We start from the raw sequence: 14601 nt of genomic DNA, 5'->3' as shown, positions 1-14601 counted from the left end.
ATGCATATTCTCCGAAAAGAGCATTTTGGCGGGATTATTATTGATACTATCGCTCAGAAGATTGAAATGCTGGATAAAAATCAATATGCCGCTGCCTCCGATAATTTTGACGACATGGCTCTCAACGGAAAATGCGTCAGAAAGATCAATGTGGAACAGATAGGATATCCTTTGCCTTCAAACGCTCTTGCAACTCCGGGGAAAATTTTCCTTGAATTGACCAAGCGCTGCCAATTGTCGTGCGCGCATTGCTACGCCAAGTTTTCCCAACCGGACAAAGCGGAGGAGATGTCGTTTTCCGAGCTTTCCAAAATGCTTCAAAACCTTGCCTCCCTGGGGACCTACTATATTCGCCTGACCGGCGGAGAGCCTACTGTCCGTGAAGACTTCCTCGATATTGTTAAAGTGATTGTTGGCCAGGGCATGATACCGTCATTAAATACCAACGGGCTTTCCTCCATGGAAATTCTTGTGAAAGCAGTTGACTTGGGCGTTAATGACATTAGAGTCAGCTTGGACGGCGATGAAAGCGCCAATGACAATATAAGAGGAAAAGGTGCATATCAAAAAATCGTCTCTGCGCTGAAAATCTTGACTGGCTGCAAGTCTTCTCATCCCGAGCACATCACCATAAACATGGTCCTGATGAAAGCCAATCAGCATTGCCTGGAGCATATGGTCGAGTTGGCTGCTCAGTTGGAATGCAGTCTGAGCATCGGCCTGCTTAGACCCGTCGGGCGTGCAGACCATAAGCAAATGCTAAGCCCCATGGAGGTTCTGGAGGCGGCGCGCTGGATAAATCAACTGCGAAAAGAGTTCGGCTTGATGGGAGGCCGAATAAGAGTCAATTACGATGTATTCTGCGAAAATGAGTTCAACCCGGGAAGCAAGCCTTTTCCTTTTGATAACTCCAGTTGCGCTTTAGGAGGAATGGGTTTTGGAATCCTGTCTGACGGCAGGATTACGCTGTGCAACTATCTTTCCGGTCTCGACCATGACTATTGGATCAATTCTGATGGTTCCAAATCAGACATATTGAAATTATGGCATGAATCGCAATTGTTTTTAAAGGCAAGGGCTCTTAGTCATGATGGCTGCAAGAATTGTCTGTTTTATATTCGCCGCTGCAATGGAGGCTGCCCTGTATCGGCTTATGCAATTACCGGAAGCCTGGAAGGGACGGATCCTTATTGTGTGCGAAATGCCGCTTTTTTCGATAACCCAAATTCGCAAGGCTCCTTTGCTTTGGGAAAGGGCTCCGAATTAATGTGACAAGAGCCTCATGTTGAGCCGTTTACAAGTAAGACAATGCGATTCGGACTTGATGCCAAGTTTGCGTTCAAACAAGTTTTGATTCCGTAATCTTTGTAGAATTGTTTAAGGGGGAGGGGGCATGATTAATGAGTTGATTAAAGTTCTGGATGCAGAGCGAAATCCAGCTGAACTTGCGGAAACCATTCTAAACATCATCCTGGATAAAGAGCCAGAAAACAACGGACTTGTTTATTACGGGATCGCCTACACATTAAAGCTCAGGGGGGAAAAGCTAATAAATGAGGCGATTCAAACAGCCCTCAGGGAAAAAAATCATAATGGGGACATTGTAAAGGATTTTATCCAAACCTTTGGGTTGGCCGACGAGTTCTTTTGGCTAAGCGTTTGGAGCCAATTTGGAAACCTCGAAGGCTCTCCGAATTACGCAGAGGTCGAGGATGAGAATCTCCTTTTTTTTGCAGCCGTCGTGCATGCAGAGTGGGCCGAATTGGTTAGACAAGTATTAGATTATGTTGAAAAAACTTCACAAATAAATAGTGAGGAACCCTCACTAAAAAATAAGGAAGAATCTTCAAAATTCCAGATAAGCAGCAAATGGGGCGCGTGGCGCTCTAAGGGCGGCAAAGATTTGATAGTTACTCTCCGTGGTCGTATAAAAGAAAGATCTGATTTTGCAAAAAATGCTATAAATAAATACAATAATAACAAATCAAAGAAAAATGACAACTCGAAAGCAGATGCAAGTATACCAAGTAAAATTGAATATACATCCATATACATACTTGCCGAGTGGATTCAGGATCTTCTTCAAAATGAACTTGATGGGACGCTCCATCCGAATTCGTTATTATTAAGAAATAGCATACATGAAGAAGGTACTTACCCTAAACTTGGGGCGATCGAAAGGGTTATACAACAGTTAAAAGATAGCCGTGATTGGCTATTTTTTGTTGCCGGCGAGGACGCCCATGATTATTTGGAAAACATACAAGCAATAGAAAAGGCTGACAAACAGTTTAATGCTGCCATAAACGCCAAATCAAAACCCAATTCAAAAAATATAAAAACGCCGAATGAATGGAAATTTTTTGTCCTGCGGGATTGGGGGTCTTACACGCCTTTACTCCCTGAAACAATCAAGCAAAATCAAGGAGGGGGCGGCGGTTATTTTTTGCAGTGGAAGGATTTGGGCATAGTCATTGATCCAGGATTTGATTTCATCAAGCATTTTTATGAATCCGGATTGCACCCCTCGCAGATCACCCAAATAATAGTCACCCATGATCATTATGATCACGTCGCCACTTTTGGCCCCTTGCTGAATCTTTTATATAAAACGCTAAAAGGATCCGACAATAAGGTTGATTTTTATTTAAGCCAGGGTGTTTTTGACATGTATGCCCGGTCCATTGTGGACTTTTCATACTATGGCAGAATACAACCGTTGACGGATGTGGATGAGGAAATGGGCCGCAAGCATACTATTCACTCAAAAGGCGGTAAACTAGATATATTTGCCACGTTAACCAAGCATGGCGATAAGCATGGGTTTGGAGACGGCGTCGGATTGGTATTTAGGTTTCCGCGCGGCTATCCTGATATTGGAATAACGTCAGACACCGGGTGGTATGATTCTTCTAAAGATTCTTCCGGAAAGGTGGTGAGCCAGAGTCTTGGGGGCGTATTTAAGCAACTTGAGCCTGCAGTCATGGTGCTGCATGTCGGCAGTCTTAAACGCCAGGAGCTGCGCGACTCGGGACTTTATAAAACACATCTCGGCGCAAGAGGCGTTTTTTCATGCGTTAAAGAAATAGAATCTTGTAAGCTGGCTCTGTTAAGCGAGTTCGGTGAGGAGTGTCTTGGTTACAGAGCCTGGTTTGCCCATAAGGTCGACTCATATTTCAAGGGAAAGCGGAAAGGCTTCCGCTGCTTTCCATCTGACCGGAAGACGCAAGTTATAGGTCAAAGAAGCGGCTGGTTGTCTATAGGTGATAGTAACGGCAAGTTGCTTATCGGAAATCACGAGAGAAACGCACCCTACGAGAACGCCGAGGTTCGCTCCGAAAACGGTTTTTACTCATTTCCCAAAAGCGCACCCTAAATTTTTATCTGAATCGGCATATCTGTTTCATATGGTGGAGAGGCTTAAAATGAAAGACACGCAGGAGCAATGGAAGTGTTTAGGCTTTCCAACAAAGCAGACTCATATATTTCCCAATATTGTCAATGTTGAGGTTTTCCGGGGAGCCTGTCCATGCAACTGCTCCCACTGCCCGGTGGGAAGCACCCCGGCCGAAAACCGGACAATGCGTTTCGGCGCAAGGGCGATTGACCTGGGCCTATTTGAAAAAATAGCTGCTGAAACAGGGTGTCATGACTGGGCCAGTTTGCGCATTCATTCGGTGGGGGAACCGGTCTTGTGGCCCGGGTTGCCGGAAGCTCTTCAAATTGCGCACAAAAATAACGCCCGGCCTTGGTTGTTCACTTGCGGCGTCACCAATAGGAGGGATTATCTGGACGCCATTTGCGATTACGCCAGTATAGTCGAAGTTTCCGTCAATAGCATTGATTCCGGGAATTATCTGGAAACCAAGGGAATTGACGCTTTTGAGCTGGTTTGTGAAAACATCGGATATATTCACAAGCGGATTTCAAAACGGGGATCCAACAGGCTTATCGTCAGCCGGGTTCAATCGCAAGACCCTGTGTTGGATGAAGCATTCGTTTCATTCTGGAAGTCCAGCGGCTTGGTGCATGACGCCTTTATCCGCTCTTACCACACATATAACGATTGCATTCCAAAACTGTGCAATAGCGGCTCCGGCAGCTTGGAACATCAACCTTGCCTGGTGCACTGGGCAAGGTTTAACATAGGCATAACCGGTGACGCCGTTGTTTGCTTTAATGAACTGTTTAAAGAATCTCTTCACCCCGGCGTGGTCATGGGAGATGTCAAAAAGCACTCCATATCCGAGATCTGGCATAATGAGAAATATCGTGCACTTCGTAAGGCGGAGCTTCTAAACGACTACTCGGGTTTTGCCCAGGCCGAGGCTCTGCCCTGCCTCAACTGCTCGAATCGCCAACCTCTTAACGGGCAACGGCAAACCAGCGAACATCAACTTAGACAAACGACTCTTTAAAACATAGAGGCGATCGCATGTATCGGTTATATCAGGAAGATCCGGAGTTCGGGGAGTTTTCTCGCTTTGACAGCGCCACAGGGCGCCTCTCGGCCATTGATAAGGAGGAATTTGTTAAATCATTATTAGGTGGAACAACAGCGTATGAAAACGGAGAATTTATAACCCGTGTTGAAACAACGGAAGGCGATTCCGTATTCATCGGTAAAACCCGCAAAAACCATACCCGGTTTCCAAGAAGAGTCTATTTTCAGATTACCCGCAATTGCAACCTTAAATGCTCCTATTGCTTTATTAAGTCCGAAATCGGACTTGCTCACGTCCCCACACAGGCCGTTTTGGAAATGGCTTCATTTTTAGGTCAAAATGGATTGGTGGAAGTGCGTTTGACCGGGGGCGAGCCCACCACGCATCCTGATTTTTTTCGCATCCTGGATGCCTTTCAGGAGCAGGGGGTTTATGTTTCGGTCGCCACCAATGGCGTGATGCCTGAACAGAAATTGATGGAAATTGCGAATAGAAATTGTTGGACCATTTGCTCCTTGGATGGAGATGAAGAAGCTCATAATAAGTATCGTCCGTCAACCTTTAATACCATAATCAGGAACCTTCGCCTTCTTCGGTCCGTAAATCCTGAGATGAGGCTGCGCTTAACGACCGTCTTAACCCGGGCGAACATGAATCAAATTGAGCCCTTGGGCCGAATAGTCAAAGAACTGGGAGCGGAAAGCATAACTTTCATTCCATTAAGGCCTCAAGTTCGCAATTTGTCGATAAAAAACGAGATCATGAGTTCTGCGGAATTTAAATGGGCCATTGGCGAAATGGTTCGGGTAATGAAAAAATTGAAAATCCGCATGACAACCACATTGACGACGGATTTTGGAGAGCACTTTTACAATGATCCCGTGGTGAAAAAGCTCTCCGCCTGTGCGGCTGGGCGCGAGGCGACGAATTTGGATTATGATGCAAAGAATAAACAATTTCTCATGTACGGGTGCTCCTATTCTCCGGCCAGCGATTTGGATGCTGACCCCAACATTCGTAATCCCTTTATGGCCGGAAAGTTTTCAATAGATTGCGTCAACGACTTTTTAAAAATTTGGCACGATGATAAAGCGTGGACAATTTTTCGAGACCCGGCCTACAAATCCAAGGAATGTTTAACCTGTCAATATTATACGGAAAAGAAATGCATCGGGTCCTGTCCTATTCAAAATATTGATTATGGTCAAATAAATGCCTCCGAGGATGTCCTCAAGCAGTTAAAGGAGCAAATGAAACATAATGGAGAATGGTATTGCTACCAACGGATTTTTTGTGAATAACCAACGCAATCGGAAGGAGCAGTGCCGTTTGTTAAAACGGCCGTAATATTTTTGCGTCCAAGTCATTTGAATAATATTCATAATTTTTGGATAGTTATATAATTCTACGTGTTTTTTCCAAATTTGAGGGAACGGCATATGGTCAGTGTCGAGGAGCAGGAAGAATTCACTTTGGCAGGGTCCTGGGAATCCAGCAAACATGTCTCGCGTTTAAAAGATGGCTTTGGCTCCTGAACAGAAAGCGGCGATTATTTTGCGAGGCGGCTAATATAGGCAATGTAGTTTTTTGGGTATGGACGCATTTATAGATCAAAACACTGAGATAGGTTCTATGTATCGGGCTCATAAATGTCATTGTTGGTGTATTGAAACTCGATCAAAACTTTGAATAGACTCCCCAACGAAGCGTTTTGGGATTGGTACTAAACATGTTGGTGATTATCCTTTCATTTTATTTTAATTTTAAGGTACTATGAAACTCGATAGTTTGATGCGTGAGAAAACTGCTCAAAAATATTGATACCAAATGATGAGAGGAATATCATGATAAACTTGTCGATAGTTATTCCTGCTTATAATGAAGAAAACCGTATAGTAAAGACTCTATCGAATACAATTAATTTTTTCTCAATGCGAGAAGAGTTTGTCGAAGTGATTATAGTGGATGATGGTTCTACCGATAACACAATTGCTGTTTCTGAGAAACTTTTTCAGGATATTCATAATATGTCCCTAAAAATTCTTTCATATAAGCCTAACCGAGGAAAGGGATATGCAGTAGCTTACGGAATGGTTCGAGCTTCCGGGGGCCGGGTTCTCTTTATGGATGCCGATTATTCTGTGGCCATCGAAGAAATTGTCAAAGCAGAAAAATTGCTAAATGATACGTGTGACATTGCCATCGCATCAAGAGCAATACCCGGATCAAAAATTAGTGCGTCTCAAAGTTTCTTTAGAAGGCTTTCATCCAAACTATACAGAACTATACAGAATTGTTATTTAGGACTAAATATCCCTGACACACAATGTGGTTTTAAGATGTTCACAAGGGCGGCCGCAATGGATTTATTTTCAAATCAAAAATTATATAGTGTTATTTTTGATCCTGAAATTCTTTGGATGGCCAAACAAAAAGGTTATAGTATTTGTCAGTTTCCTGTCAGCTGGACTTTCGTAGGCGATTCAAGGATTGTTTATGACAGCCTCGGAAAGTCAATTTTTGTATTTCAGGAGCTACTTAAAATTAAAAAACTTCATAAAGATTTGCCGCAAAAAAGACGTAATAAAGCCTAAACAGTGCTGGAAGGCGATGGTTGAGTTCTTTTTGCATTTTTGATTCCTCTATAGACCTTGGGGTATAGACCACAAAATTATTTTTTTGGCAATATAATAGGGATTTACAAACAAAGAGAGAGATATTTATAGCATTGTGTATACATAGTGCTTTGTATAAGAGTAGATGAATCGGAATAACTGTGACATTCATCTCTTTCTACTAACTATGCTTTCAGTCTGCCTACTCATGTCAAATGAACCAGATCAACTCCCTTCGACATCAGGGAAGAGGAGAATGATTTTTTTGGGGCGAGCCCGTTCATATACAAAAATGAGAAGGGCTCTCTATGCGTCTTCAACTGTGATCTTTTTCGCTGATAGATCGTAAACTTCGGAGTTGATCTCACACTCGAACCATTCACAGAACATTTTGTAGGTCAGCTTTCCAGGAAAATTTTGGGGATCTGTATGCCAACCTTCAAGTTCAAGCCGAAAAATGGCCTTGAAATTTCTCTTGATAAATTTTTGTGCTTCCTCAACCACGTCGCACTCGGGAATCAGGAAGACAGTGCATTCATGTCGGATATCTTCCAGAGAATACGTTTCTTCCGGATAGAGATCATTGAGCCACTTCAAAAAAGGCTCTTTGGGTTTCACTATGACGGCTGATCGATTAATGGCTCTCATTAATTTTCTCCACGCTGAAGAATCATCCCCAATATGAATATTGAAGTCGGTTATTAGGTATGATACTTATCTGATAAATTCAATTATTTTTTGAGATTAGAGGCCTGCCCTATTATGATACTCCGCTACTCCGCCAAACTTGGGAAAAAGCTCAAAGAGTTTCCCACAAAGTCTTTGCCAGCCGACCCAAATCCATATTTGGACTGGACAGGGCATCTCTTCACGGCTGAACGAACCCAGTACATCATAATGGTCAATACGATGTCCCTATATTCAACCGTTATGTATGGAAGGGGTATAACCGACTTCTCAGAGTTCATGCGATACTGGCCCAGTTTCCTAAGAGACACCATGAAGTACGACGGAATCCAGTTGATATATGACCGCATCGTTGGGCCAGCCATGGGCATATTTTATTCTTCCAAGGCTTTAAATAAATCTGTGACCGCCTTCGTTAACAGACTGGTGGAAGATGCTAAAATCAATTTGACCTATAATGATCTGTCGCCCATGGAGGTAGCTGAGAGATTAAACGAGGGAGTTAGAAAGACAGAAAACGGTTTGCTGTCTTCTAAAGAAATTTTTGCAGGCATGCAATTGAAAATAAAGGAAAAACATGACACTGACCAAAAACGAAATCATTGAAGCTATAATCAAAGAGACGGGCTACCCCAAACGCAGGGGTGGAGAAATCATGGAAACCCTGTTGGAGATCATCAAGGAAGACCTGGGATCTGGTAATGATCTCTTGATTTCCGGCTTTGGAAAATTTTCTGTGAAAGCGAAGGATGAACGCAGAGGAAGAAATCCGGCCACTGGAGAAGATCTGACTTTGAGGTCCAGACGGGTGGTGGCTTTTCAGTGTTCAGCGAAGTTGAGGGAGAAAATAAATGGGTAATCACAACTGATAGATAATCAAAAATATTCCCTTTATGAGGCAATTGGATCTTTGTACCAGGTGAACTCCTTTATTCCAATTCCCCTCCATTAAAATGTAGTTGTTTAGACGGTTGCCATGCTTGATTTTGCCCACTTAAACAGCTTTTTTAATTGATTCCATTCTGTAAATAAATTTGAGTAAGGGCAGGGTCAAGATGGGATAATTGACTGTTTTCGTAAAATATGCCATTGTTTATATTCAAGCCTATCAGAATCCACGGCAGGATCTGAAGAATGGGGGCGGAAGCCAAATCAAAATAATTTTTCGTAAATCGACTACCTCAAATACCCCGCTAATAATTGCGAGGCGTTAAGACTGGTGGCTTTAACTATGAAGGCTTCAATTTTATAGCCAAATTTAACTGAAATCTATTTGTATGCATACGAATGATTATTAAATCTTTCAATTATAGTGGAATGGAAAATTGGATGCAGAAATCAAAAATTCGTTGATTAACATTCTTCACACCTCCTCTACTGGCCTTTCCACACGGGAGATTGGCTTCCGTTTGAGAAAACTGCATCTACGCCTGCCTGATTACCAAATTAGCTCCCTTCTTAGAGACATGAGTGCAAACGGCCAGGTCGAATATAGTAAAGGCCTTTGGTCTTATACCGCCTCTAAAGTCAAGCATTCAGATTCTATAAGCTGTCCTCTTCCAGCATTGTCAAAGGAAACAATTACAGAGCTGAATTTCACAGGAAATATAGCTACTCCTGAGCCGACACCCCCTTCGGGAACTGAAAATGTTTATTCAGGGCGGTGGGGGCTTTTTCGGCAATTAGTTTCCTATTACCGAAAGTGTATCAACAATGAGGAGGGGGCTGAAGCGTCCGCTTTTCTGAATGATTTAGGAAAAAGCTATATATACCTCCGTCGAATAGGGAAGTGGAGTCCCAAGCCAGGTTTGCATTGGCGAATCACAATACCCATAGGCTCTCATCTGTCAGGCTTATTAAATGCTCTCCCGAGTGCTGGAAATGATCAATCATTGGTTCTTGGCTACCCTGTGCAGGCAACACACATAAAGAAACAAAACGAACCGGACGTGAGTATCATAAGTCCTGTGTTCTTTTTTGAACTGAACCATGAAGTTTCAAGAGACGGCTTGGTTGTAAGTTGCAGTGCCCCTCGTGCGGAGGTCAATGTAAAGTGGTTGGAATATGCTTTTGCTCGAAAACCGGATCAACAACGGAATTTTTTGTCGGCATGCGGTTTTATCAATAGATGGCGTCCAAATGATGAAGGCCCCGGCTTTGAAAAAGAAGAAATTTGCCCTGATTTGGAAAATTTGGTTACAGCCCTAACTGCATTTATGCCCTACAAAATTCGTGAGTCTCTTAACATTGACAGCGTCCCAGACAACACAATAAAAGAGCCATTTGATACAGGCATATATAATAGGGCTGTCCTGATGATGGCCAAAAAAACTCGGTACACCGCTTCTCTGCTTAACGAGCTTTCCACAATTGAAAGTGAATCGGATGATGTGCTTGATCAAACTGCTCTCCGCTACATCTTTTTGGAAGGAGACGAAGAAAATGAAAATGCTGTAGATGCTTCGCCTCATGAATCAGTCGTGGTGGACACGACGCCGTTAAATGCGGAACAGAGAAGAGCAATTTCCTCTCTGATAAATCAAGAGATATCCGTCATCACTGGGCCTCCTGGAACGGGGAAAAGTCAGGTTGCCGCCGCCGCAATATGTAATGCCAGGTTAAGAAACCTGACAGTTCTTTTTTCAAGCCGCAATCACAAGGCCATTGACGCTGTTGTCTCAAGGCTGAATAAACCTGAAGGTCCCCAACTGATTGTCAGAACAAACTCCAAGGAAGATCCAAACCTCAAATATACATTCAACAACGCGATAACAGATATTTTAGCTTTTCCAAGTAATGAGTCTTCTATCGAGAAAATCGGCAGGGTGCGAGAGGAACTCTTTGAATATCTTGAGCAGAGAGGGTTAAAGGCGACATTTGCTCACCAAGCGATAGAGTTTGGGAGCCTGTTGGGAGAACTTGAGGACAAGATGAGTTATCTTGCTCAGGGTCTTACTGAAGAAACAATTCGGTTTCTAAATGCAAACTCCAACAATGATAAATATAAGGCTATTGAAAAGATATCCTCAATTATTAAGTCAGCAGTTTTCGATGGGAGTCAACAAGATGGTTTGTCTAAAATTTTGGCACTCTTTAGGGAACTGTACTACTTCCCTTCTTATGCCAATGCACTCCTGAAACTTGGAGATATGCCCGGACTGCCTTTACTTCCGCGTTATCCAAAATCAAAAAAACTTTCCGGGATGGCACTTCAAGTTTCAACATTGGACCATGCTGCGAAATATGCAAGCAATAGAAATGAAAGCATCGTATATGAAGCCAAACTTAAAGAGCTTCCTCCCCTGGAAGAAATCACGCAAGAAATCCTCAAACTCTCTGATCGTATAAAGGAACTTGCTTCTATTGCCATTTCTCTTGACGCTTCCAGCAGAGTGGGGCTGCGTCCCGGCGTGGACAGGCAGGAGCTTGACGGGTTGCGGGCGGCATTAAATGCAATGAGAACGGGTTTGGACACCCAAATAATCACCATGGAGACTCGACGTATCCTAAAAAAAAGGACGCCGTATATTTTGGAATCATTTCCATGCTGGGCAGTAACCAATCTTTCTGTCAAATCCAGAATCCCCCTTATAGCCGGAATGTTTGATTTGGCAATTGTTGATGAAGCAAGCCAGTCGGATATTCCTTCGGCAATACCTATTTTATTCCGCGCAAAAAGAGCGGGGGCAATAGGCGACCCTCATCAGCTTACTCACTCAACCAAGCTGTCCACAGCCAAAGACGCTATGTTGAGACGCAATGTGAACATTAAGCGTGTAGACGACGCCCGTTTCGCATATACGGAAAGTTCTCTTTATAATCTACTCGCAGGGTCAAAAAAAGCTGATGCAATTTTTCTGAGTGAAACGTACAGAAGTGCAAACCCCATCGCTGATTATTCCAATGCAAATTTCTATAAGGGGCGGTTGCGGGTAGCCACTGACTGTTCTCTATTAAAAATCCCTAACGGGATGCAAATGGGAATAGGCTGGACGGATGTATCAGGGGAAGTTCAGAGCGGAGGCGGCAGTGGATGCTATTCCCAAAGTGAAGTGGATGAGGTGGTCAGCATAGTAAGAACTATGCTCTTGCAGAATCATTTCAAAGGCAGCCTTGGCATCGTCACGCCATTCCGTCAACAGGCCAACCGCATCAGAGATGCATTATTTGAGGCCGATGCCCAATTATTTCATGCGCTGCAATTGTCAGATGCTCATGTGGACACGTCTCATGGTTTTCAGGGGGATGAAAGAGACGTCATAATTTTTTCCATATGCGGAGGCCCGGACATGCCTGCAGGCTCACGTTCTTTTTTGAGGGAGACAGGGAACCTTTTTAATGTTGCTGCCAGTCGCGCCAGGGCTGTCCTACATGTTGTGGGCAACCAGGCCTGGGCGCGAAAATGTGGAATACCTCATATTGAAAGTCTTGCCGTCCCTAAACCTATTACAGCCACCACTCTGCCCAAAACGCCATGGCATCCATTTGAGTCCCCATATGAAGAAATGTTTTTCAACGCATTACAAGAGGCTGGCCTTGAACCGCGGCCACAATTTCCTGTTTCCAGTCGACGGCTGGACATGGCCTTGATCAAGGGAGGAGAAAAGCCCATTAAAATTGATATCGAAGTGGATGGGGACTGTCACAGGAACTCAGATGGATCAAGAAAAATTGATGACCATTGGCGAGATATTCAACTTCAAGGACTGGGATGGAAAGTTATGCGCTTTTGGACCTATCAACTGCGTGAAGACCTAAAAGGGTGCGTGGACAAAGTTGTCCATGGATGGAGAGAAAATGACTGAAAATATGCCAGATAATGAGAGTCCAATATCGAAAAATATCATCTCCGAAAAACAAGGCGCTGCTCTCGACAGTTTTTTCCCGCCGGTTTGGTTCTTGGCCTTAGCGATCCTTTTTGTCTGTTTGCTAATTATTTTTTCCGGGTGGAAAATTGTGAACCTTGAGAGGGAGATAGCAGCCATTAAAAGCGAACGCATGCTTCTTGAACGAGACAAACAAGCATATTCGGCTATTAGGCAGGAGCTTCCTACCATGGAAGATAGACGCCAAGTATTGACAAAGGAGGTAACCGGTTTGGAAGGCCAATTCCAAACTACCAAGGTTCGTTTGGAAGGAGAAACAACCAGACTGGAAATGGCCCTGTCCGATTTGGAAGCAAGCAAAGCCGAGCGAACTGAAAATGAGGCTGCAGTGATAGCTGCTCGCAAGGAGAACGCTGACTTGCATGCGAAGATTCAAACCGCTCAATTGCAGGAGCAGAATTTAGGACAGAAGGTTGAAGCTCTAAAAAGCCAGGAAGAGATCTTCCGGAATTCAATTGACCAACTCCAAGTCAAAAAGGCTGAACTCCAAGCTGACATTCAAGGACTTGAACGCAAAAAACAAAATGCAGAGCTAATTCTGAAGCAAATGACCCAGGAAGGTGAGGGGCTGCAAAAACTATCCACAAAATTTGAAGAAATAGCGGTTGCTTTGGAAGGATCGAATAAAAATATAGATGCCGTGTTAAAAGAAATGAACTGGTCAATCCAAACGACAGACAAGGCAGTCATTAGTATTGGTGAAACTTCAGGATCATTTAAAACCAAAGTGGAAAAGATGCAGGAACTCATAACTAGTGTGGATGACAACACAAGTCGGTTTGGAGACTTGATAGATCGATCTACAACCGAATTGTCCCAACAAACAGATATGCTTGGTGAAACTGAATCCAAATTTGGAAAGAAGATTGACAAACTGGATGGCCATATAAGTTCCTTGGAATCTCAAATTGAGAGCTTTAAAGATAAGTCTATCCAGACTTCAGAAGTTATAGATCAAATTTCAGAAGCAGCAGATGATTCAAAGAAGCAAATGAAACAATCTATAGATTCATTAAACGTCTCTGCTAAAAATTTTAAAAATGCGATTACCAAAGTTGATAGTGAAACAAGCAGATATGGTGGTCTGCTCGACAAATCATCAACGATGCTTTCCCAAAAAGCGGACTCTCTCACGGAAGCAATTTCTGCATTTAATGGCGGACTTGATAAACTGGGTGATTACATAAGTTCGCTGGGAAATGATGTAGACGCCTTCAAGGAAAAAGTAGGCGATGCCAATGACATTTTGGCTCAATTGGCAAAAATGGCGAATGCGACTAAGGGACAAGTGGATGATCTATCCAGGTTAAATAGTGGGTTTAAACAAGAGGTTCAATCTCTAACCAGTCTTACGGAACAAAGCAAGGCACAGCTTGATAAGCGGGATGGAGCCCTGTCCAAAATAGTTGAAGAGATGGATAATAAACTTAACGCCCTGTCTGATAACTTGGTGGAAATGAACCGAATGGTTGAAGTTGTACAGAAGCATGCCGTGCAAGTGACTTCACTTGAAACAAAAGGCAAAGACACCGAGAATAACGGTAAAAAATAAGGAGAAAAAATGGACGCTGTAACAGTGCCGTTTCTACCAATGGCCCTTTGGATTTTGGCTGGGGCAACCGAACTTTGACACCAATCTTGCCTTAAACAAGAAATCCAGATTGAAATCATTGAAGATAATATCTGTTTCGGGAAGGTTAATGTAGTACGTAAACTATTGTATTTATACTTGACTTAATGAATAATATATTATAGTGTTTACGCACTATGTATATCCGAATCGTCAAAAGTAAACAGCGGGGCAAGGTCTATCAGTCGGTCCAGATCGCGGAAAGCGTCAGGGAACCCGGCGTCAAAAATCCACGCACCAAAATTATCGCCCATTTGGGCCAGGTGGACAAGCTCAAGGAAAAGGACGTGGATAATATCATCAACGGGCTGTGCAAAGCCATTGGCAGGCCCGCCCGG

At 43.3% G+C, this 14601-nt stretch carries 10 protein-coding genes and 1 pseudogene; 10 read left to right on the top strand and 1 reads right to left on the bottom strand.

Annotation, left to right across the window (positions count from 1 at the left end):
* The 5 genes from G491_RS0110905 to G491_RS30370 all read left to right on the top strand — a co-directional run bounded on the left by G491_RS0110905 (position 1) and on the right by G491_RS30370 (position 7039).
* Positions 1 to 1272, top strand: a complete 1272-nt coding sequence (locus G491_RS0110905; protein WP_028314620.1) for a radical SAM/SPASM domain-containing protein — start codon at positions 1 to 3, stop codon at positions 1270 to 1272.
* Between the two features lie 121 nt (positions 1273 to 1393).
* The gene (locus G491_RS0110900; RefSeq protein ID WP_028314619.1) at positions 1394 to 3376 is read left to right on the top strand and encodes an MBL fold metallo-hydrolase; all 1983 of its coding nucleotides are present in this window, start codon (positions 1394 to 1396) and stop codon (positions 3374 to 3376) included.
* 31 nt (positions 3377 to 3407) lie between these two features.
* On the top strand, positions 3408 to 4418 hold the full coding sequence (locus tag G491_RS0110895) for an SPASM domain-containing protein (protein ID WP_084511483.1): 1011 nt from the start codon (positions 3408 to 3410) through the stop codon (positions 4416 to 4418).
* A gap of 17 nt (positions 4419 to 4435) precedes the next feature.
* Complete coding sequence (locus G491_RS0110890; RefSeq protein ID WP_028314617.1) at positions 4436 to 5746, top strand: radical SAM protein; 1311 nt, start codon at positions 4436 to 4438, stop codon at positions 5744 to 5746.
* 543 nt (positions 5747 to 6289) lie between these two features.
* Positions 6290 to 7039: a dolichyl-phosphate beta-glucosyltransferase gene (locus tag G491_RS30370; protein ID WP_051327180.1), complete on the top strand. Its 750-nt coding sequence runs from the start codon at positions 6290 to 6292 to the stop codon at positions 7037 to 7039.
* A gap of 327 nt (positions 7040 to 7366) precedes the next feature.
* On the opposite strand, the gene G491_RS30365 is transcribed toward G491_RS30370, so the two are convergent.
* The gene (locus G491_RS30365; protein WP_051327179.1) at positions 7367 to 7708 is read right to left on the bottom strand and encodes a hypothetical protein; all 342 of its coding nucleotides are present in this window, start codon (positions 7706 to 7708) and stop codon (positions 7367 to 7369) included.
* 114 nt (positions 7709 to 7822) lie between these two features.
* Between G491_RS30365 and G491_RS0110875 the strand changes: the two genes are divergently transcribed.
* From G491_RS0110875 to G491_RS30360, 5 genes and pseudogenes are all read left to right on the top strand, one after another.
* Positions 7823 to 8353, top strand: coding sequence for a DUF6933 domain-containing protein (locus G491_RS0110875; RefSeq protein ID WP_028314616.1), 531 nt, complete (start codon positions 7823 to 7825; stop codon positions 8351 to 8353).
* Positions 8325 to 8606, top strand: coding sequence for an integration host factor subunit alpha (locus G491_RS0110870; protein WP_028314615.1), 282 nt, complete (start codon positions 8325 to 8327; stop codon positions 8604 to 8606). Before G491_RS0110875 ends, G491_RS0110870 begins: the two co-directional genes overlap by 29 nt.
* A gap of 466 nt (positions 8607 to 9072) precedes the next feature.
* A complete protein-coding gene (locus G491_RS0110860) occupies positions 9073 to 12552 on the top strand; it encodes an AAA domain-containing protein (RefSeq protein ID WP_084511482.1) in 3480 nt (1159 codons plus the stop codon).
* Complete coding sequence (locus tag G491_RS0110855; protein ID WP_028314613.1) at positions 12545 to 14185, top strand: hypothetical protein; 1641 nt, start codon at positions 12545 to 12547, stop codon at positions 14183 to 14185. Before G491_RS0110860 ends, G491_RS0110855 begins: the two co-directional genes overlap by 8 nt.
* Before the next feature lie 215 nt (positions 14186 to 14400).
* A pseudogene (locus G491_RS30360) lies at positions 14401 to 14601 on the top strand (hypothetical protein); the annotation flags it as partial.

It is taken from the genome of Desulfatibacillum aliphaticivorans DSM 15576, assembly GCF_000429905.1.
GTDB classification, from domain to species: Bacteria; Desulfobacterota; Desulfobacteria; order Desulfobacterales; family Desulfatibacillaceae; genus Desulfatibacillum; species Desulfatibacillum aliphaticivorans.
The sequence above is the reverse complement of the archived record's forward strand: the minus strand, read 5'-3'. Positions and strand labels throughout refer to the sequence as shown.